The 21,601-nt window shown below is 53.6% G+C and carries 18 protein-coding genes; 7 read left to right on the top strand and 11 right to left on the bottom strand.

Annotated features, from left to right (window positions below; genetic code table 11):
- The first annotated feature begins 90 nt into the window (after window positions 1-90).
- The 6 genes from EL633_RS18925 (at window position 91) to rsmG (ending at window position 9,155) form a co-directional block, all read left to right on the top strand.
- Complete coding sequence (locus EL633_RS18925; protein WP_126628681.1) at window positions 91-1,377, top strand: universal stress protein; 1,287 nt, start codon at window positions 91-93, stop codon at window positions 1,375-1,377.
- Window positions 1,378-1,485: 108 nt separating this feature from the next.
- Window positions 1,486-2,022 (top strand): putative universal stress family protein, encoded by a 537-nt coding sequence (locus tag EL633_RS18930; protein ID WP_126628682.1) that lies wholly within the window; start codon window positions 1,486-1,488, stop codon window positions 2,020-2,022.
- 220 nt (window positions 2,023-2,242) lie between these two features.
- Complete coding sequence (locus EL633_RS18935; protein WP_246039170.1) at window positions 2,243-4,414, top strand: APC family permease; 2,172 nt, start codon at window positions 2,243-2,245, stop codon at window positions 4,412-4,414.
- A gap of 398 nt (window positions 4,415-4,812) precedes the next feature.
- On the top strand, window positions 4,813-6,216 hold the full coding sequence (locus EL633_RS18940) for a sigma 54-interacting transcriptional regulator (RefSeq protein WP_126628683.1): 1,404 nt from the start codon (window positions 4,813-4,815) through the stop codon (window positions 6,214-6,216).
- A 12-nt stretch (window positions 6,217-6,228) separates the two neighbouring features.
- A complete protein-coding gene (locus tag EL633_RS18945) occupies window positions 6,229-8,433 on the top strand; it encodes a vWA domain-containing protein (protein WP_126628684.1) in 2,205 nt (734 codons plus the stop codon).
- Between the two features lie 2 nt (window positions 8,434-8,435).
- Window positions 8,436-9,155, top strand: a complete 720-nt coding sequence (gene rsmG, locus EL633_RS18950) for a 16S rRNA (guanine(527)-N(7))-methyltransferase RsmG (RefSeq protein WP_126628685.1) — start codon at window positions 8,436-8,438, stop codon at window positions 9,153-9,155.
- Between the two features lie 173 nt (window positions 9,156-9,328).
- Here the strand turns inward: rsmG and EL633_RS18955 are convergent, their stop codons facing one another.
- The 9 genes from EL633_RS18955 to EL633_RS18995 all read right to left on the bottom strand — a co-directional run bounded on the left by EL633_RS18955 (window position 9,329) and on the right by EL633_RS18995 (window position 18,421).
- On the bottom strand, window positions 9,329-10,111 hold the full coding sequence (locus tag EL633_RS18955; protein ID WP_126628686.1) for an ABC transporter permease: 783 nt from the start codon (window positions 10,109-10,111) through the stop codon (window positions 9,329-9,331).
- A 6-nt stretch (window positions 10,112-10,117) separates the two neighbouring features.
- Window positions 10,118-10,888 (bottom strand): ABC-2 family transporter protein, encoded by a 771-nt coding sequence (locus EL633_RS18960; RefSeq protein WP_126628687.1) that lies wholly within the window; start codon window positions 10,886-10,888, stop codon window positions 10,118-10,120.
- Window positions 10,885-11,868 carry an ABC transporter ATP-binding protein gene (locus EL633_RS18965; RefSeq protein WP_126628688.1) on the bottom strand — a complete coding sequence of 328 codons (984 nt, stop codon included), beginning with the start codon at window positions 11,866-11,868 and terminating at the stop codon, window positions 10,885-10,887. The genes EL633_RS18960 and EL633_RS18965 overlap by 4 nt, the downstream gene beginning before the upstream one ends.
- Before the next feature lie 251 nt (window positions 11,869-12,119).
- Window positions 12,120-12,572, bottom strand: a complete 453-nt coding sequence (locus EL633_RS18970; RefSeq protein WP_126628689.1) for a hypothetical protein — start codon at window positions 12,570-12,572, stop codon at window positions 12,120-12,122.
- 130 nt (window positions 12,573-12,702) lie between these two features.
- Window positions 12,703-14,031, bottom strand: a complete 1,329-nt coding sequence (locus EL633_RS18975; RefSeq protein ID WP_126628690.1) for an adenylosuccinate synthase — start codon at window positions 14,029-14,031, stop codon at window positions 12,703-12,705.
- A 100-nt stretch (window positions 14,032-14,131) separates the two neighbouring features.
- Window positions 14,132-15,667, bottom strand: coding sequence for a spermidine synthase (locus EL633_RS18980; RefSeq protein WP_126628691.1), 1,536 nt, complete (start codon window positions 15,665-15,667; stop codon window positions 14,132-14,134).
- A gap of 9 nt (window positions 15,668-15,676) precedes the next feature.
- A complete protein-coding gene (locus EL633_RS18985) occupies window positions 15,677-16,804 on the bottom strand; it encodes a zinc ribbon domain-containing protein (RefSeq protein ID WP_126628692.1) in 1,128 nt (375 codons plus the stop codon).
- A 229-nt stretch (window positions 16,805-17,033) separates the two neighbouring features.
- Window positions 17,034-17,513, bottom strand: a complete 480-nt coding sequence (locus EL633_RS18990) for a M67 family metallopeptidase (RefSeq protein WP_126628693.1) — start codon at window positions 17,511-17,513, stop codon at window positions 17,034-17,036.
- A 227-nt stretch (window positions 17,514-17,740) separates the two neighbouring features.
- Entirely contained in the window at window positions 17,741-18,421 is a 681-nt protein-coding gene (locus EL633_RS18995) for an HAD family hydrolase (RefSeq protein WP_126628694.1), read from the bottom strand.
- Between the two features lie 291 nt (window positions 18,422-18,712).
- Here EL633_RS18995 and EL633_RS19000 point away from each other — a divergent pair, with 291 nt between their 5' ends.
- Window positions 18,713-18,988 carry a hypothetical protein gene (locus EL633_RS19000; RefSeq protein ID WP_126628695.1) on the top strand — a complete coding sequence of 92 codons (276 nt, stop codon included), beginning with the start codon at window positions 18,713-18,715 and terminating at the stop codon, window positions 18,986-18,988.
- 10 nt (window positions 18,989-18,998) lie between these two features.
- On the opposite strand, the gene EL633_RS19005 is transcribed toward EL633_RS19000, so the two are convergent.
- Together EL633_RS19005 and EL633_RS19010 are read right to left on the bottom strand one after the other, a co-directional pair.
- The gene (locus tag EL633_RS19005; protein ID WP_126628696.1) at window positions 18,999-19,304 is read right to left on the bottom strand and encodes a hypothetical protein; all 306 of its coding nucleotides are present in this window, start codon (window positions 19,302-19,304) and stop codon (window positions 18,999-19,001) included.
- A gap of 297 nt (window positions 19,305-19,601) precedes the next feature.
- A complete protein-coding gene (locus EL633_RS19010) occupies window positions 19,602-21,458 on the bottom strand; it encodes an APC family permease (protein ID WP_126628697.1) in 1,857 nt (618 codons plus the stop codon).
- Window positions 21,459-21,601 lie beyond the last annotated feature (143 nt).

A 21,601-nucleotide genomic window follows, 5' to 3' on the forward strand; every position in this document is an offset into this window, starting at 1 on the left:
CGATAACGTGTTTGCAGGACATTACGTACGTGAACAGGTTGCAGGTGCAAGACCTGCCGCTACTCGCTGTTACGAGGGGATAGGGTAATCATGGCAAGTCAACATCCGGAAAAGCAGGTGCAGGCAGATGGACGTCCGGATCCTGAGGCTTTGCTGGCACGTTATAATTTGCGGGACCGGGATGTAGAGACGGAAAATTCTCAGGATCTCTATAGTAAGCCGCGCCGGGGCCGCTTGCGGGTCTATCTGGGGGCGGCCGCCGGTGTGGGGAAGACCTATGCGATGTTGAATGAGGGCCATCGCCGCAAGGAGCGGGGGTCGGATGTGGTGGTGGGCTATGTGGAGACCCATCAGCGTGAGCAGACGCAGGCTCAGTTGAAGGATCTTGAGATTGTCCCACCGCAGATCCTGGAGTATCGTGGGGTGAAACTCAAGGAGATGGATACCGCCGCCATTATTGCGCGCCATCCGCAGATTGTGCTGGTCGATGAACTGGCCCACACGAATGTGGCGGGCTCAAAACATCCCAAGCGCTATCAGGATGTCATGGATATTCTGGATGCGGGCATCGATGTGGTCTCTACGCTGAATGTGCAGCATCTTGAGAGCCTGAATGATCTGGTGGCGAGCATTACCGGTGTCCAGGTGCGTGAGACCTTGCCGGATCGTATTCTGGATCAGGCTGATGAGGTTGAGCTGATCGATATCGCGCCCTATGCTTTGCGCCAGCGTATGAAGCATGGTAATATTTATCCGCCGGAACGCATTGAGCCGGCGCTCAATAATTTTTTCCGTGAGGGTAACCTGACGGCCTTGCGTGAACTGGCGCTGCGTCAGACAGCGAATAAGGCGGAGTCGCAGCTTCAGCAGTATATGACCGAGCACGATATCAAGTCGCAGTGGCCCACCAGTGAGTGTGTGCTGGTCGGCTTTGATCATCGTCCGCAGAGTCGCGTGATTATCCGCGATGCCTGGCGCCTGGCCCACGGTTTACACGCCGATTTTATCGCGGTCTCGATCCAGCTAACCGGCTATCCCGCGTTCCTGCGCCGCTGTATCGCTTACCTGAAATACGGCGCGGATGTCCGGCTACGCGAGGAAGAGATGCGCAAGAAGCTTGATGAGCATGCCCTGCTGGCCGAGGACCTGGGCGCGGAAGTTATCCAGCGCAGTAGTAGTGATATCGCCGGCACCCTGGCCGATCTGGTCAAGCAGCGCCACGTCACCCAGATCGTGCTCGGCCAGCCTGCCCATACACGCCTGGAAGTGCTGCTCTATGGCTCGGTCACGAACCGCATCCTCCGGCTAACACCGGACGCTGATATCCATCTTGTACCTTTAAAGCGACAGGCTATAGTTAGCGAAAAAGATAAATAAACGCTCGCATGGAATGGAGTTGTAGCAACGAAATGTTCTTGTAGAAGTAGTGACTATTGATTTTGTAGTAACAAGACAAACTGTGAACTAGAGTGGGGGACGCTCTCGATGAGACGTTTGTTACTTCCCTTTACCCATGGTATTGATGGCAATGCGATCGATTTTGCTCTCGCCATGGCGCAACAGGAACGGGCGATCCTGGTGGTGATTTCCTGGCTGACGCTCCCTATTACCGCTTCGGGCTCGTGCTCAGGCTCGGGTAAGCATGTACGCCTGGGTTTTATTGAACAATCACAGGATTTCCTGGCGCTGATACAGCATAAGGCCAGACGTTTTCAGGTGCCGATCGAGTGTATCGAGCTCTATAGCACCGACGTGGTTAAGAGCATGATGGCCATGGCCGGTGAGATGGATTGTGATGCGCTTTTACTATTTCAGCGCAACCATAAAACGGTCCTGCTGGACGAGCGTGAGCTGAAACAGCTCCTGGTCACCAGCCGTATCCCATTATTATTTGTGCAGATGAGCGCCGGCCCACGCTTCTGGCATGCCATCACGGCCCGCCTGGGCTGCTGGGTGAAGCGTATACGTAGTCCACAAAAAGTGGCTGCGATCCAGGTCAACGAGCATCTTTCGCACGTCTAAGGCTAAAATCACCCTGATAGGGATGTGTATCCCTGACAGGGAATCTTTGCGTGTTTTTTTAGGGATTTGTGTATTTTCTTTAGACCTTCTTGAGAATCCATGCCATATAATGCATCAGTTATGTCAGGACGAGCTGAACAAGAAATATCAATGAGCATCGATATTTATCTGCGGGTGGCAGGTCCACTCGCGCTTCTGGCATTATAGGAGAGCAAAAGCAATGGATCAAAGGGATTCACAGATTCTCATCCCTGAAGAAAATGGTAATCAATCAGCACAAATGTCCAAAGGTTTCATCGATGGCGATGATCCTGCGCGCATTGCTCGTACCGAGGTTATTAAGGGCAGCAAATATCCCAGTCATGAACGTATTCGTACCATTCGTCCCAGTAGAAAAGCTTTGGAGAGCGTTAGCCCTGGATTGTTGAAGGCGACGGATGCTATGCTGGCCCCACCTCATGGTGGTAGCCGCATCTGGTTTTATACCAAGCGTGCCTTAATTGGTGCGCCACTGGCGACTTCGCAGGCCGAACATGAACGCCTGACCAAAGTCAAGGCTCTGGCAGTGCTCTCCTCGGACGCCATCTCGTCCGTGGCCTATGCCACCGAAGCCTGTATGGGTATCCTGATCTTTGCGGGTCTGAGCTCCCTGCATATGATCCTACCCATCAGTATCGCCATTATTGTCTTGCTGGCCATCGTGGCCGTCTCTTACAGCCAGACCATTCCGGCCTATCCTGGTGGTGGTGGTTCATATATTGTGGCCAAAGATAATCTTGGCACCAACGCAGGACTGATCGCGGCGGCGGCTCTTTTAATTGATTATGTGCTGACCGTCTCGGTTTCTGTGGCGTCAGGTGTGCAGAACCTGTCCTCGATTCCCTTCTTCCACTTCTTGAATGCGCCGCATCTGGAGGCCTTTCTGGATGTTGGCCTGGTCATTATCATTACGGTAGTCAACCTGCGTGGTGTGCGTGAATCTGGCTCGATCTTTGCTATCCCGACCTACTTCTTTATTGTGAGCGCCTTCTTTATGATTGCGGTCGGACTCTTTGAAGCCTTTGTCCTGCATCATCAGCCGCTGGTTGCCTCGTTCCATACCATCAACAACCAGGCTGTCCACGCGACTGAAGGTATCTCGGTCTTCCTGATCTTGCGTGCCTTTGCCTCCGGTTGTTCGGCCATGACCGGTGTTGAGGCCATCTCTAATGGCGTGCCGGCCTTCAAGAAGCCCGAGGCCAAAAATGCCCGCACGACCCTGTTCTGGATGGCTTCGATCCTTGGCTTGTTGTTTGGCGGTATTACGATCCTGACCCTGACCAACGGTATCGCGCCCGATCCATCCGGTACCCAGACCGTGATTGCCCAGTTAGCGGCGCACATCTTTAGTGGACCGCTGGCCTTCTTTTTTCCGCTCTTCCAGCTTGGCATCCTGTTGATCCTGACCCTGGCCGCTAATACCAGCTATGCCGACTTTCCGCGTCTGGCCTCGCTACTGGCGCGTGACAACTTCTTGCCGCACCAGTTCGCTTTCCGTGGCGACCGCCTGGCCTTCTCGATCGGCATCGTCAGCCTGGCCATCATGGCCAGTATCCTGCTCCTCGTCTTTGACGGCAGCGTTGACCACCTGATCGACCTCTACGCGGTCGGCGTCTTCCTATCCTTTACGCTCTCGCAGAGCGGCATGGTGCTCCACTGGTGGCGCTTACGTACCGAGCAGAAATCCTGGTTACGCAGTGCCATCATCAACGGAACCGGCGCCCTCACCACGGCCCTGGTTGCCATCATCATTGCCTCCACCAAATTTGTTTCAGGTGCCTGGATCGTTGTGATCCTGATTCCTTTATTAGTCCTGATGTTCATGGGCATCCACGCCCACTATAAGCGCGTCGAGCGGGAACGCACCACCAACATCCCGGCCCGACCAGCTGACATCAAGCACCTCTTCATCGTTCCGATTGCTGGTATGGACCGTGTCTCCATCCAGAGCCTCTCCTATGCCCGCTCGATCACCGACAACGTGATCGCCGTCCACGTCGCTATGGACAGCGATGACGAGCAACGCGTCCGAGCCGCCTGGAAGCAATGGCGACCCAACATCGGAGTCGATGAAAAGACCGAGCTCATCATCATCGAATCCCCATACCGCTCACTCACGCGGCCCCTGCTCACCTACATCGACACCGTCCACGAACTCTACTCGGACTACACGCTTACCGTCCTGCTACCCGAATTTATCGTCGGCCATCTCTGGGAGCACATCCTGCACAACCAGACCGCCCTCAGCCTCAAAGCCGCCCTCCTCTTCCGGCCCGGCATCATCGTCACCAGCGTCCCCCAACACCTCCCATCCCGCATGCAAGACATGCCCGAACCCCTCCCAACGCCATAAACACCCTCTTCGGCCGGTGGGCGTTCCCACCGGCCGAAGGGGGTGCCGGGAGACGGCAGTCCCCATGCGGGGAGGGTGGAATGTCCCCAAAGTTTCTTATTATCCACGCCCGAATGCATAGCAGGGGGTGCAGGGGGACGGCAGTCCCCATGCCGGGGTTTGGGGTGTCCCCAAAATCTCTTTTTATTCTTTCCCGCCGCCGTCAGGCGGCGCACAATAGTGCAAAAAAAGTGTGCATGGCACATCTAACCCTTGCGTTTTTGGTATGCAGGCTGTAGAATCAAGTATGGTTCCACATGTTTTTGGTCCCGTTGGATCATGCCGGATCGGTTACTCGCCCTCAATCCAAGACATGCATCTCACGAGCCAACCCCCCAAGAAAGGTAGCAGTAAACTGAATGACCATCACAACTCGACCGCGCACTCTTGGAGAATTGCGTGATACTGGATATCAGGTTCTTTCGGTAAAAGAAGAAATGCGGAAAAACTTGATCCAGAAGATTCGTGACGGAGAAGAGCTATTCCCAGGGATCATTGGCTACGAGGATACCGTGATTCCTCAAATAGAAAACGCGATCCTCTCAGGACAAGATATCATTTTCCTGGGGGAGCGGGGACAGGCTAAGACGCGTATCGCGCGTAGTCTGGTCAATCTTTTAGATGAATATGTGCCTGCGATCGCGGGCAGTGAAATTAATGATGATCCGTTTGAGCCTATTAGTAAGGCCGGTCGCGATAAAATTGCTGAATTTGGAGATCGTACAGAGATTGAGTGGATTCCTCGGGATCGCCGCTATGGTGAAAAATTGGCAACCCCCGATATTACGATCTCTGATCTGGTGGGTGAGGTTGATCCGGTTCGTGTGGCCGAAGGCCGTTATCTTTCGGATGAACTGACCATTCACTATGGTATGATTCCTCGTACGAATCGTGGTATCTTTTGTATTAATGAGTTGCCGGATCTGGCGGAACGTATCCAGGTTGGTCTGCTCAATATTATGGAAGAGCGTGACGTGCAGATCCGTGGATATAAGATTCGCTTGCCTTTGGATGTCTATGTGGTGGCCAGTGCCAACCCTGAGGACTATACCAATCGCGGTCGTATCATTACTCCTTTGAAGGATCGCGTGGGTTCTGAGATTCGTACACACTATCCTCTGACGATCGATCATGAGATTACGATCATGGAGGAAGAGAGCAGTAAGATGCTGACCGATGGCCTGGATGTTACGGTTCCTCAGTTTATGAAGGAGATCGTGGCGGAAATTACGCATCTGGCCCGCCGTAGCAACGATATCAGTCAGCGCTCCGGTGTCAGTGTGCGTGTCTCGGTCGCCAACTATGAGAACGTGCTCAGTAATGCCAGTCGCCGTGCCCTGCGCCTCAAAGAGCGTCAGGTTGTGCCACGTGTCAGCGATCTGGATGCCATCATTGCTTCGACCAGCGGTAAGATCGAATTGGATGCCGTTGGTGATGTCAAAGAGGAGCGCGTGGTGCGCAAGTTGATCAATGGCGCGATCATGAGCGTCTTTGGTGAGTACTTTGAGCCCAAGGAATTTGAGCAGCTGGTCGCGGGCTTTGAGCGTGGCCTCAATGTCCAGGTCGGCAATGATATGCCCTCAATGGAGTATGTCACGCAGCTCTCCAAGGTTGGTGGCTTGAGTAAAGCGATCGACAAGCTCAATGGCCGTGGTAATCCCGCACTGATCGCCTCAACCATCGAGTTTATCCTCGAAGGGCTCCATCTTAACCGTCGTCTCAATAAGGATGAAGTAGGTGGTAAGACTCGCTATCGGCGCTAAAGGATGCGTACCATGTTCAACCGTTTTAATCGTAATCGCTTTGGCTACACACGCTGGGATGGCACGCAGAAGATCGACGGCGTAGATGCGGATGATATCCTCAACGCATTGGCCGATGATTATATGGAAGATGGCAACCTGCAGCAGGCGCTCAAGCGCTTGATGCAGGACGGCATCAAGGGCCAGGATGGGAAGCGTGCCATGGGCCTGCGCGAAATGATGGAGCGCATGCGCAATAGTCGCAAAGAGCAGCTCAATCGTTATAACATGGCCTCGGGCGTCATGGATGACCTGCGTGAGAAGCTTGAAGAGATCAAGCAGATGGAGCGCAATGGCATCCAGCAACGTCTCGATGGCAAACAACCATCATCCGACGAAAATCAATCAGGCCAGCAGCCTCAGGACCAGCAAGGCCAATCTGGCCAACAGCCTCAGGGTCAGCAGGGTCAGGAAGGCCAACAGCCTCAGGGCCAGCAAGGCCAATCTGGTCAACAGGGTCAAGAAGGCCAGCAAGGCCAATCTGGTCAACAACAGGGCCAGGGCGGTGATGCGGATGGCCTGACGCCTGAGCAGAAGCAGCGCATGCTGGAAATGATTGCCAAGCGTAAGCAAGATTTTCTGGATGGCCTGCCACAGGATGTTCCGGGCCAGATCAAGGGCCTCTCTGACTATGATTTTATGGATCAAGAGGCACGCGACAAATTCAATGAGCTGGTGCAGAGTTTGCAGCAGCAGATGATGCAGCAATATTTTCAGGGCATGCAGCAGTCGTTGCAGAATATGAGTCCTGAGGATGTTGCGAATATGCGTGAGATGATTCGGGACCTCAATAAGATGCTGCGCGAGCGTCGCGAGGGCCTTGAGCCTGATTTCGACTCGTTTATGCAGAAGCATGGTCAGTATTTTCCGGGCGTGAATTCGCTGGATGATCTGATCGAGCAGATGCAGATGCAGTCGGCGGCCATGCAGGGCATCATGGATAATCTTTCGCCCGATCAGCGCCAGGAGCTCCAGGATCTGATGGAGCAGATGATGGGCGATGATCGGATCCGCGTGGATCTGATGGAGCTGGCGCAGAATCTGGAGGCGATCGCGCCTTCCGAGCAGATGCGTACCCGTTTCCGTTTCCGTGGTGATGAGACGCTGCCACTGAATGAAGCTATGCGCATGATGGGTCGTCTACAACAGATGGATGGCCTTGAGGAGCAGTTTCAGGAGGCGCGCCGCCTTGAGAATCTCGAAGCCATCGATAGTGAGAAGGTCAAGGATCTACTGGGCGATGATGAGTATCAGTCGGTCGAACAACTCAAGGAACTGATGAAGACCCTTGAGGAGGCGGGCTATATTCAGAAAAAGGGGAGCCGCTGGGAATTAACGGCCCGTGGCATCCGCAAGATTGGCCAGAAGGCGTTGCTGGATATCTTTAATAAGATGAAACGTGACGGCTTCGGGCGCCATGTTAGTGCCTTCCGTGGTGTGGGTGGCGAGCGTACCGATGAGAGTAAACCCTACCAATTCGGTGATGCCTTCCTGCTCGACCTGGAACAGACCTTGATGAATGGTATTCATCGCAACGGCGTCGGAACTCCTGTGCAGCTGCAAAAGGAAGACTTCGAGGTCTACCGTACCGAGTTCACCACACAGTCCTCAACGGTCCTGATGATCGATATGAGTCTGAGTATGGTGTATAATGGCTGTCAACAGGCGGCCAAAAAGGTCGCGGTAGCACTGGAGAGCCTGATCCGTTCGCAGTTCCCACGTGATAACCTGTACATCGTTGGCTTCTCATTCATGGCTCGTGAATACAAATCCAACGAACTGATGGATCTGAGTCGTTACGACAACGATCGTGGCACCAACATGGCCCATGGTCTGATGTTGTCCCGGCAGTTGCTCGCCAGGCAGCGCGGCACCAACAAGCAGATCATCATGATCACCGATGGTGGTCCCACCGTCTGGCACGAGGAAGAATACGGCTGGCAATTCTCCTACCCGAGTCCTTTGGCTGAACAGCAGACCCTGTTGGAGGCCCAGCGCTGTACCCGTGAAGGTATTACCATCAACACCTTCATGCTCTATGATGATAGCTACATGCTCGCCTTTGTTAACCAGCTGGCCGAGCTCAATCGTGGCCGTACCTTTTACACGGACAAAGACAACCTGGGGGAATATCTCCTGGTTGATTACCTGAATAGTAAGCGGAAGTTAGTATCGTAATTATGTCTGAAGAAGTCTCACCTGTCTTCCAGGCCGGACTGGCGCAACTGGGTCTCTCCCCCCAAGTGGGAGAGGCCTTCGTGCGTTATCGTCAAGAGCTACTGGAATGGAATGCTCGTTTTAATCTGACCGCCATCAAGGATCCCGAGGAAGTGATGCTCAAGCACTTTCTGGATTCCCTTTCCCTGCTGCAAGTCTATGCTCGGCCCCAAAATGTACGCCTGCTCGACATCGGCACCGGACCCGGTTTTCCGGGCCTGCCCCTCAAGATTGCGCGTCCCGATTGGCATGTGACGCTGATCGAGGCGACTGGCAAGAAAACACTCTTTTTACAGCACATGGTTGATGTGCTCCAACTCAAAAACGTCGAGATCATCCATGGTCGTGCCGAAGAGATCGCTCATAAAAGCGCCTACCGTGGAGCCTATGACCTCGTCACCGCCCGTGCCGTGACCGCCCTCGCCGGCCTGCTTGAGTGCAGCGCTCCCTTCTGCAAGGTCGGTGGCACCATCCTGCTACCCAAAAAAGGCGACATGACCGACGAATTCACGCAAGGCAAACGCGCCGCCAGCCAGCTCGGCCTACGCCTCAAAGCCGACACCCCGGTCACCCTCCCAGGCCTCAACGACGGCCGCCGACTCCTGCACTGGGAACAACAAAAGCCCTGCCCCCCCCAATACCCCCGCGCCTGGGCCGTCCTCACCAAAAATCCCCTCGGCTAAAAAAGCAATAAACGCATAACAAAGCAGTAGCGGCAGGGCTTGCCCCTGCTCCAGTCCACGTACGACCATGCACAAACAATACCCCGCACACGCCTGGATAGGCTCACCTTCGCACAAATACGTGTTTGATGGACATTTCATACGTGAACAGGCTTCAGGGGCAAGACCTGCCCTTATGAGGTGGCGCTGGTGTAGCGGCGCAGGCTTATCTGCCAGGCCAGGTGGACGAAGAGAATGGCCAGCGCGCTGACGATAATGCCTATGAGTAGGAGGCGCGGACCGCTCCGTCCGGTGAGCATACCAGCGGGGAAGGTGGCGAGAAAGGCGAAGGGAAGTACGTAGGTCAGAAAGAAGCTTAAGGGCTGGCGATAGACATCCACGGGATAACGTCCGAATTGCCAGAGGGCGGAATAGAGTACGTCGAGGTCCATGGATGGTGTCCAGAGGCTGAGACAGGCGAGCAGGATGCGGGCCGACCAGGCTATGATTAGTCCGACGCTTAGCAAGATCAGCCAGCCGAGTATTCCCCACCAGGTAGGCGTTGTACCTAGATTATGCCAGCCGATGCCTATGGCGAGCAGGCCCAGCATAACCTGGGAAAGTGCCAGCGGCGCGCATTTTCCCAGGCTGACCATGAACAGGCTCGCTATGGGCTGGACCAGCACGCTATCCAGTTTGCCGGCTCGGACCTGGCCTGTAAACCAGCTCAAATTTGGTTCTACAAAGGTTGAGTATATACCGCTAACCATCTGGAAGGTGCCGAGTAGGATAATGGACTCTCCAAGGCGCCAGCCTCCCAGGGTCCGGGTCTGGGTGTAGACTGCATTCAGGACCAGGAAGCTGGAGGCGATATTTACGATCGTTAATAATAATTGGAAGACCAGGTTGGCGCGAAAGGTGAGTTCTCGTCTCAATGAGAGTGAGAAGCTAGCCGCCAGGATTCTGATGAGTCTCATCTTCTCTTAACCTCCTATTGCTGTATAACGGCGTAGGCCGGCCCGCCAGGTGAGTTGGAGGGCCAGCATGAATACGAGGATCCACAGGATTAGCCAGCCGTAGCCGCTCAGGATCTGGCTCTGGTTGAGCCCGGAACTCATGATTTCGGCGGGAAAGCCCAGCAGGGCGTACATAGGGGATATTTCTCCCAGGTTGCGCAGGTTGGCGGGAAAGAGCGCGATTGGGGCCGCTGAACCTCCCAGCAGGAAGATCAGGGTTTCACCAAAGCTGACGATGGCGTGCGCCTGCTCGCTCCAGAAGGCTGAAAGTGCCAGCAGGTACGTGAAGAGAAAGCGTAAGATGGCTGCCAGGATCAGCGCCGGTAGCGCCAGCAGGATCATGCGTGGATCCCAATTGGTTCCCGTGGCAATCCCGACACCGATCAATAGGGGGAGTCCGAACAGCAGATGCAGGCTTCTGAGCGCGATATTTGTGCCCAGCGGCCCTAGTATGACCGGTTGCGGCTTGAGCAGCTGCTGGCTGAACGTTCCGTCGTAGATGCCGTTAGCGAATGTATGGTTTTCATAGGAGACCGTCATCAATTGAACGGCCAGTAGCGCCACATAATAGCTTGAGATCTGGTGATTGCCGGGTAGTGCAACCGACCAGATGGCGAGTCCAATCAGGGGCGATACCATCTGATTGATGATCAGGGTCAGCAGAAAGGCGCGCCATCCCAGCCATTGCATGATCTCGCGCCGGGTTGAGATGAAGAGCAAGTGTAGTGTGCGGCTCATGCGATCCCCTCCCGATAGACTTGATCCATGACACGCTCCAAGGGTGGATTTTCGATGGCCAGATCGCTAACCGCGCACTCGGCCAGCAGCCGCGCCGTGACTGCGGCAACCTGCTCCCGTTGTACACGCAAGGCGACCTTATGTTCCTCAACCTCCACCACCTCACCATAGCCACTCCAATCGGGATCAACCTCATCGGCGATGGCGACTTTGAGCAGTTTATAGGATGATAATGTGGCTGCTAGCTCCTCCAATTCACCGTCATACTGTAATCTACCCTTATCGATCAGCAGGATGCGCTTGCACAGCGTCTCTACATCGGCCATATAATGGCTTGTCAGCAGGATTGTTGCCCCCGTCTCACGGCTATACGTTGCGATAAAGCGGCGCATCATATTGATCGCGGTTACATCTAATCCCAATGTTGGTTCATCCAGAAACAGGATGCGTGGTTGATAGATCAAGGCCAGGGCCAGCCCACAGCGCATACGTTCACCCAGGCTCAGGGCGCGAAGCTGTCGTTGTAGGAGACGCTCAAGATCCAGCATCTCGACCAGCAGCGCCAGATTCTTCTTGAAGTCTGGATCTGATACCTCATAGATCAACTGCTGGAAGCGCAGCGAATCCAGTACCGTCAGCTCACCCGGACCACTGAGCGGCTGGCTACCACGGATCAAGGCGATCTGCCTTAAAAAAGCTGATTCACGTCGCCAGGGGATATAGCCAAGCGCCCTGACCCCACCACTGGTTGGATGCAGGATCCCACTCAACATCTTCAGCGTCGTCGTTTTGCCGGCACCATTGGGACCAATAAAGCCCACCACCTCACCGGACTCTACCCCAAACGAGACCTCCTGCACCGCATAAATCTCACGATACGTACGATGAAACACCGAGACCAGCGCCGCGCGCAAGCCCTCTTCCCGCAGCGGAGCGCGATAAACCATCCTCAGATCCTTGACATCAATCACAGAAACCATCGAAAAATCCTTTCTCATAAATGAATCATTCCTATTAGTTCTGTGCATGCATGCTATCAAAGTGTTGCCCGAGCCGGCCCTGCTCTTTCTGGACACAATACTACTGTATTACACTGACGCAAGAATTGAGGGTTACTAGCGATCTTATCGCCCCATTATAGGGTGAAGGTGCGATGAATAAAGTGTAAATATCCTGATTATGTGAGCAAAGCTCCATCCGCACTTGAGGTTTATACTTGAGTGGTGTGGTCTCACCAGTTGGGTCCAGCAATAGTGCGCTCGGGCATAATGAGGATGGCCCCGCCAGAATGACAGAAAAGTATGAAGGGACCACAGATTGCCGCGATAGATTGCACAATGCGCACCATGAGATGGGGCTCCCCCCTGTAAAAGTATAAATCACAGGGTTGGTCAGCCATAATAGGTTCGCCCCTGACCTCATGTGTGATCCAAAGAATGGCTTGTGCATACGCCTGAGGATGAGCTTTCTCAATGATTTCAATATCCCATTGCTCACGACCTTGAAATTGATTGATGATATATTCTGTGAACTGCCCCAAAACCAGTAGGATTTCGTCGGATGTAGGATTACGACTGGGGCCTATATCCTCTGGTATTTTGATGCCTTCACACTCCCAGAGCCAGAGTCGTCCCTTTGGATCATTGCACATCTCAGCCGGAAAGGCGTTATAGGATACTCCCATGTTCTACTCACTTTCTGGCTACTTTTGTTATGGGGCCGTTGGCTTCTGAACCTCAGCTTAAAAAGGAGAGAGCCAGCAGGAATATCTTTGCTGGCTCTTTACACATCTGCTTGATGATGTTGGGCTACTATTATTTTATGGCGTTTCTGGGATAGCGACTGTCGTGGTCTGCTTCGGCCAGGATGTCCTGGATCTGGATGGTTTTGCCGCGCTGCGGGCTGACGGAGACCATGACGATGGGGGTCTCGATGATCTCTTCGAGCCGTTTCAGATAGCTTTTGGCGGCCTCCGGCAGTTCTTCATAGGTGTTGATGCCGGTGGTACTGGTCTGCCAGCCGGGTACTTCTTCGTAGATGGGTTCGCAGGCGGCCAGATCGTTGGGTGACGCGGGCAGATTATGGATGGTCTGGCCACGCAGGTTGTAGGCGGTACAGATCTTGATGCTGGGCAGGCTATCCAGTACATCAAGTTTGGTGATGACGGCGGCATCGAGTCCGTTGATCTGGGCGATGAAGCGACCGGCTACCCCGTCGAACCAGCCACAGCGGCGCTCACGGCCATTCTGGCCCTTAAACTCATGGCCTTTTTCACGCAGGATCTCGGCGGTACCATCGAAGATCTCCGTGGGCATAGGACCACTACCGATGCGGGTAATATAGGCTTTGTAGATACCAACCACACGATCAATGCAGCGGGGAGGAAGGCCCGCGCCAACGGCGGCATTGGCGGCCATGGTAGACGAAGAGGTGACGTATGGATAGGTACCAAAGTCGATGTCTAGCAGGGCCCCCTGGGCTCCTTCGAGCAGGATGGTTTTGTGTTCTACCAGCGCATCATGCAGCATCTTCTGTGTATCAACGACACGCGTATACAACTGCTGCCCATACTTGAAATACTCCCCATGGATCTCCTCCAGGGAGAGTGCGGGCTGGCCATAGATCTGCGTGATCATGCGGTTCTTCTGTTGCAGGATCATCGAGAGCTTGGCGCGGAAAGCATCGACATCCAACAGTTCGGACATGCGTATACCCGTGCGCGCATGTTTATCGACGTAGGCGGGGGCGATCCCACGGGGCGTACCTTCCAGCTTCTCGCCTGTGCGAGACTCTTCTTCGAGTCGATCCAACACAAAATGATAGGGCATTACGACATGGGCCCGTTCACTGATATAGAGTCGCGAGACATCTACACCCTGCTGCTTTAAGAGCTCCATTTCGTCGAGTAGCCCCTTTGGATCTACGACGACACCATTGCCAATAATGCAGATGGTGTTGGGAAAAAGAATACCGGATGGGACAAGATGGAAGGAAAATTCGCCGCCGTCGTGTACTACACGATGGCCCGCATTGCTGCCACCCTGGTAACGCACGACATAGTCCGCGCGCATCGCCAGTTCATCAACAATCTTGCCTTTGCCTTCGTCTCCCCACTGGGCACCTATAACTGCTACTACCGCCATGATCGTATTTCCTCTCAGCTTTCTAGGTTCGTCTACTCATGCCTGCTGGCTAATCCTGTTGCCATTACAACAAATTTTCACTGTCGCTGTCAATGTGTCGCTATGGTTGCAATATGTAGTTCAGCAACAATTGATCCGTAATTTGCTCGATGGGCGCTTTGTCATCGGTAAAAACTATACCTCCGTCAACGCGACCTCGCGTGGCTACAGGGAGGACTTCGGTTGCGAGTTGTCCCAGGGTAGTCGTCGCTGAGAACTGGGAGAGATTCGCCCGGAATGTATCAATGGATGTTGGTTGCATCGTTGCCATAATCTCAGTGTTTATTGTACCTGGTACGTTGAAAACATAGACGCTTGGGAAGACAGTGCTTAGTGTATTGACAAATGCCTGCACCAGCCGATAGTCATGGCTGGTATGCCCGGTATTGAGGGCCACGACACCAGTGGGTGAGAGGTGGTCGTGCACCTGTTGAAAGAATTCACGGGTGGTAAATTGAAACGGAATATATGGTTGTTGGAAAGCATCGATCGCGACCACATCATATTTATGCTGACTGGCCGCCAGAAAGGTACGTCCATCCTGGGCATAGATATGCAGGTTGGGCTCATTCATATTGAAATATTGCCGACCAATATTCACGATCGCTGGATCAATTTCCGCGCCATCGATCTGTACATTATTATAGACCTGCGAAAACTGGCGCGCAACGGTGCCGCCGGCGAGTCCAATAATACCCACACGCTTCAATTGGTCAGGCTTAAAGCCCTGATTAAAATAGGGGGCCGCCAGAAAATAGTCCCAGTACCAACCGGTCAGGAGAGCCTGGCTCTTCGGATTATAGACTGAGTGGATGGCCTGCCCCTCGTTAAGGATCAACTGGCGTGTGCCATCAGGTTGCTGGGTGACTTGAATATAGTTATAGTAGGATTCCTGTTCGTGAATCAAGTTGGGAATCTCCTTGAGGGGTCCCATCTGGATGAGCAGGGCGCCTATGAGCAGGATGACCAGCGCCGGCGCAGGCAGGAACAGAGAGAATCTCTGGCGCTTCGGCAGCAGGCCCCACAACGAGGCCGCCAGCAGTACAACTCCGAAAATAAGGATCGTGCGCCGTACCCCAAAGGTTGGAATCAACCACAGGACCGGCAGGAAGGCACCAAGAATGCTGCCAATGGTCGAAATAGCATACAGTGAACCACTGACGCGGCCACTCTTCTTGACGTCATTGGTGACCAGTCGGACCGCGAACGGCGAGACGAGTCCAAGTAGGATAACTGGTATGGCAAATAGAAGCATGGTGCCAATCAGCGAGCCTAAAAATATGCCGACGGAAACTTGTTCGAGTCCAGTGACAGACCAGGTAAGGATGCTTTGACATACGAAGGGAATAATAATAATGGAAATAGCTGCCACCGCCGTAATCATACACAGCACCTGGGTGTGTGGATAGCGGTCCGCGATGCGTCCTCCCAAGAAGTAACCCACCATCAGATAAAGCAAGATCAGGCCAATCAGGTTCCCCCAGATGAAAAGCGAGGTACCAAAATAGGCCCCTAAGAGACGTGATGCGCACATCTCAAGAGCTAAGCTTGTCATGCCACCGACGAACACCAGTCCGCTCAGAAAGTATTTCAACATTTCCTCCGATTATGGTGTTCCTGTTTGTATAAATTGGAACTTACCAATCATGATATTGTAGTACGCTGTACTCACTTGTGCAAATTGACTTTCAGGTGCCTGAAATTCCAGGATAAAGGTTTTCCCTTGATGTACCGTGACGCAGACGGTGACATGTTCTTTCGCCTGGTTGGCACCCATATAGGCCACGCCTGCCGTGGCCCAGGTTTCGCCCCCGATGGTCGCGGCCTGAACCGCTTGCGGTGCTTGATAGCCTGGTTGACTGGCATAGACGGTCTGAATCTCGGCTGCCAACAACTGGTCTGCGGCCGCCGTGGCCCCGTTCTGACTTTTAAAAGTCGCTACCTGGTCCCCTTGTTGTGGATTGATAAACTGCATACCAGTACTAATTGGTAGGGCGGTCAGTTGCCAGCCCACCGGATATTCATCGATAAACCCGCTGCTGGCGCACTCGCTTCCACACCAGAGAAAGCCGGCCTCCGGAACTACTGTACTGACGGCCACGGGTGTTGGTGTGCTTACCACAACTGACGTCGGTGTGTTTACCACAACTGGTGTAGAGGTAGCCTCAATAGATGTATACGAGTGAGCAGGCTTCTGTGTTGTGTTTGTCTGCTTGCCTGATTTGCTACTGGCATTGATTGCCGCCACACCGAGTATCCCGATAATCACGACCAGCACGCAGATCGAGATCACCAGCATTTTATATGGGGAGATGCGTAAGCCGGTCTGTGCCTGATATGGTGTTTGTGGCACTGGCTGAAATGGAATCTGGGGTGGAGGCTGATAGCCCATTGGCGGATTGAGACCGGGCTGTGACCACTGTCCATGGGTCGCTAGCGCGGATGGCGGTTGGGGCAGTCTCTGACTCTGCCTGGCGGGAAGCACAAAAGCCTCAGTCTCCTCATGATAGATGCCGCCAGACGGGGAAGCTTGCGGTACAGGACTCATCTGCTCATACATTGGATCTGGTGTTGAAGGTATGGGTGCGGCAGCTTGTGGATTAAACTGCCTGTGCGGAGGAAATGACAACTGAGCATCTGATGGCATATTGACCAGAGGGCCAGAGGGCCGCCCACAATATCCACAAAAACCTTCTCCGACGCGTAACTCATTTCCACACCTGGAACATTTCATATATTTTTTTCGACCGTGCGGAAACCCCCGCTTGTAAGTACAGGCAGGAAGCACGCCTCCTTTGAGTCTTTAGCTCAGTGGTAGTTCACTTGCCTTTGTAAGTCGCTTGAATGTCCTCATAAGCCGATTTAACAGTTTTTATTATAGCGTATTTGCAGAGGGGTGGCTATCTACGTAACCATATCTCTCATGACCTGTAGCAAGACTATGCTATCACTGGCGTGGAAGGTCAGGCCAGGTGGATAGGAATATTCTTCAGGCCCACGCCCTCAAAGTGGTGGTATGCAATCAAGGGGGCGGCCGCCAGTGAACCTTGTGCGCGTTGCAAAAAGCCCGCATCAAATGGACCACTGATAATCAGCCAGACCCAGGGAATCTGCTGCTCCAGGTTGACGCGTTGCATATTATCGCGATCCGTCTGACTCGCCCTGGGGAATCCTGTTGGATGACTATGGTACACGCCGATTACCGAGCCGGAATGGAGCAACTCGGTTTCCAGCAACTCCCCCGGCTCAAACTCAAAATACACTGGTGAGCCCGCCGTATTCTGTAGAGGCTGAGCCTGCTCCACCAGCCAGTTGCCATCCATATCCATCTGCCCCAGCAACACCCCACACGCCTCAATCTCTGCCCGTTGCGACACATCATCCAGCAGCGCCTCCTGCGCCCCCTTCTCCAACGCCAGATAAGGAATAGCTTGCTGTTCCATTAACGCACCTCAAGCATGAATCTAGACACAAAAAAAGCATCTCACCACAACTATACCACGGCAAGCAATATCGCCGTCCCAACACTCTCAGCGGTAGCGGCAGGGCTTGTCCCTGCTACCGGTAAGACGTATGACTAAGTCCGGGCCATAAGTTGGACGCCAGCATCAAGAAAACGTGTTTGAGGAGTATATCATACGTGAAGCGGTAGCAGGGACAAGCCCTGCCGTTACGCGTGTGAGCGGGACCAGAAGTTTTTGGCGGCGAACTTTTGCAGGTCGCCGATATGTTCGACGTCGATATCGGGTATATAGTTGTCCGGGAAGCTTTCGCGGGCATATTTGCCCTGGCGTACGAAGACGGTTGTGACCTCGTCGCCCATCGCTTGCTTGATATCAAATAGGATCTGTGGCTTATCATCGATGACGACCCAGTGGTCGGCTGGATAGCGCTGGCGGATCTCGTCGAGATGCTCTTGTTTATGGACGAAGAGCATGACGCGACCCTCAACCACATCAGATATATTGCTATTGAAAATTTTCTCGGCCTGATAAAGAAGATCACCATCTGATACGATGACGACGGTACCCAATGTCGTTAAATAGCGCAGGGTCTCAAGTGAATGTGGATATAGGGCCTGGGCAAATGGATAATTATGGAACATCGAAACAACGTGTTGATACGTCTGCTCATCCAGCTTTTCGACTGGCACGCGTTCGCGCAGGCGCTGTAAGGCCAATGGAATATCTACCACGCTCCGTTCCGCGCGTACCTCCTCATAGATCTCCCAATAAAGCTTCGTCAAATCTGGCCCCAGTTCGGCCTGCAGAAACTCATTCTGTTTATCCTTGATTCCATCGTTGTCGAGCAATGTATTATCAACATCGATCCAAAATGCTAGTTCTGGCATGTGTTCTTTCTCTCTTTATCTAGTAGCTTAAAATAATCTGGTCCATTGGCCTTTATCAGAGTAGGACCTCTATATTCTTCACGTTGCCTCCATCTGTAATGATACGTTCTTTTTTTTCTTTTTGTTTCGTTTTGGGAGGCCGCGCTGACAACTGGCGGTCCCAGCGAACTGAGACACAACCACTATACTATCATATCGATTGAGGTGTATAGTATAGTGGCAGTTCTCCGATCAGCTGCAATATAATGAGCATACCAGCGCCATCAGTGCGTGATCATAAGGAGCAAGTGAGTGATGAAGGTGATCTTCAGGAGTAAAGATTTTGCTAGCGTGGATGGTTCGGGCTTTGGTTTCAATCACCGCCGCCCGATGACCAATTCCTGGCAATATCAGGGCCGGGTTCAGCATCGGCAATGGCAGGGGACCTATGAATGTGAATGGGAACAAAACGTTAGCAAGGGCAGACAGCCCGAACTCCTCTGGACCGTCAATGGCGATGCCCGCCTCTTCGGCCTGGCCGCTGGCCTGAAATCTAAAGGCTTTACCGTTGATGTCGAACCGGAATAATAATCCCCTTTTACCCTTTTCCTCTTCCATCCTCGCGTGCCTCGTGGAGGTCATGGATGGGGAAGAGGAGTGGTTCTTTGAAGAGTTCTCCCAACCAGCTGGCCATGGTCGAGAGAGCTTGCGCGACATGGTTCTTGCATGGTTCAAGGCGAATGATATACATCGAGAGTTGCTGGCGAGCCATCAGGTGTTTGATCTCCTCGGTCTCCAGGAGCACTCCACGGCCCTCGCGCACAAACAGCAGCACTCCCGCGCAGAGCATTTCCTGGGCCATCAGGTGAATGCTCTGCGTGATATCGTGTGTTAATAGCTGCATACAGGTAACATTGACCTGGTATCTTTGCGCTTTATGCTTCATAAGCTCAAAAAAATCATAGACCTGCGCAATCGCTTCGGGTCTGACTTTTTGCCGTTTTCCTGATTTCGCAGGAGGCAGTAGCGCGACCAATAGCAGGTCGGCCTTTGACTCCTGCGCAAAGGCGAAGGCCTGTGAGCAGGCCTCGCTATCGATACCGTGTACAAAAGGAAGAAGGAAGACTGGTTTGCTTATTTTTCTCCTCCTTTTCTTGTAGCACCCGCACTGCGACAGTGCAATACAGCTTCTTTCATCATTTTATGCCGACCAGTTCTTCACAAGATGGATGACTTTCCCATGAGGGGTAAGCTCGTAGCGCATACGATCGGGATTGATATCCTCGACCTGGGCTAGCAAGTCTGCGGGTAACACCACGTCGCGTGGCTGCGCAAACTTCCAGACCTGTTCCAGTACATCTTTGGTTGCCAACTGGTACATGAAATGGCTGGTGACCCCTTTGTGTCCTGCCAGACGTTGCGCTAGACGGAACGTGTCCTTGGCCTGTCCATCTTCCAGATATGGATCGACGATCTCAAAGGGAGAGGGGACACGGTTTACTTTTTGTTTACTCAGGTAAAGGAAGATCAATGAGCGCCCTGGTTCTCCATCATCGGCGGCCTCTTTGAGTGCGCTCTCAATGACGCGCTCGTTGTTGTGTTCGTTGCCGACCAGCACGGCCAGGATGGCGTTGGGCATGCGATTTTCCAATGGTCTGGGCAGCACAATGGCGCGTCCCTGACGAATCGAGTTGACGATGGCGATACTCATTCCCAGCAGGACGACGCTCCCACCAAAGATGGTGCCCTGTGGCTTGGAGATGATGCTGACAACCCAGGCCAGCAGTACTGTGAGGGTGGTGAAGATGCCGGCCCAGAAGTCGAGATGTTCTCCGAGCGTGGCCAGCGCGCTCTTGGGCTTGGGTGGTTTGACCGCCGTTGGCAATTTCCTGGCCCGTCTCTCGCGGGTGCGAATGACATCCAGTCCCAGACAGGTGAGCGAGAAGGCGGCCAGCAGGCCAAAGGCGTACATATCGCCCAGTGTGTTGATCTGACCACGCACGACCAGCAGGACCGCGATGGGAATTCCGGTGGCGAGTGCGATCGAGTAGTGGGGCGAGTTGCGGATACGGTTGCGCTTCAAGACGATGGTTGGCAAAAAGTCCATGCGGGCCAGGGCCATAAAGACATGGTAGGCTCCGATGATGGCGGTATTGCCGGCAAAGATCAGGATCAAGCTGGCGCTAATGGCCACCTCTTGCTGGATGATGCTGCTGCCCCAGTGGCCGCCAAGCAGCGAGATGAGCTGGGTTGACAGTACTTCGTCCCCGGCTGCGTTGGGCTGTAGTAATGTTGAGAGTGCCGTGAGCAATGGACTGGTCAGGCCGATGCTTAAGACGACCAGCAAGAGGGCCAGGCTGATGACCTTCTTGCGGGGGGCCTTCATGACCGGCGCTAGCTGCGAGATACTCTCAAGTCCTGAGAATGCCAGGAACGAGCCTGCGAAGCCAATCAGGATCGAGGTTGGCGTCAGGTTGGATGTGCTGAAGGCATCGCGGAACAGCGCGCCTATCTGCGGTAGCGGTACATGAATAAATACCACCACCAGGACCGCGAGGGAGCTACCAAAGGCCACCAGCGCGGCGACCATGCTGACCTTGGCGCTCTCACTGATACCGATCCAGTTCAGTACTCCCAGCAGTACAAGAACCCCGATCGCGATATACAGAGTATAGGGGAGCAGGCCAGGGAAGACGACGGAGAGATATTGGATGGCCGATTGGCAGCTGATGGCTGCGGTAAGAAAGTAGCTGACCAGGATAAACATACCGCCGAGTGCTCCTGCCCAGCCATGGATACCCTGAGCGGCCACCGAGACCACGCCTCCGCCTTCCGGAAAGCGTGAGCTGACTTCAGCATACTTGAGCGTTAATAACACAAAGACAATCATGGTCAAGAGCACAAAAAAGCCTGCCAGTTGGCCCACGCTGCTATACAGAATGCCTGGCACATAGTAAATCGAAGAGCCGATATCAGCGAAAACCACCGCCCAGCAGAGTAATGGTCCTAGCGATGCCTTGCCATGGTCGCTTGTCTGTGAGGATGTAGCCTGTGCCATACCTCTTCCTGCCTCCTATGAAACATCAGTAAAATGTATCAATGCAGCGTCCCAACCGGCTTCAACATGGTCGATTTTTTTTCTATGGCAGCGTATACCAACGTATGATAAACTGAGAAAGACAAACTGCTCATATGGGCCGT

Origin of the sequence: Dictyobacter alpinus, assembly GCF_003967575.1 — a bacterium.
Taxonomy (GTDB): Bacteria; Chloroflexota; Ktedonobacteria; order Ktedonobacterales; family Ktedonobacteraceae; genus Dictyobacter; species Dictyobacter alpinus.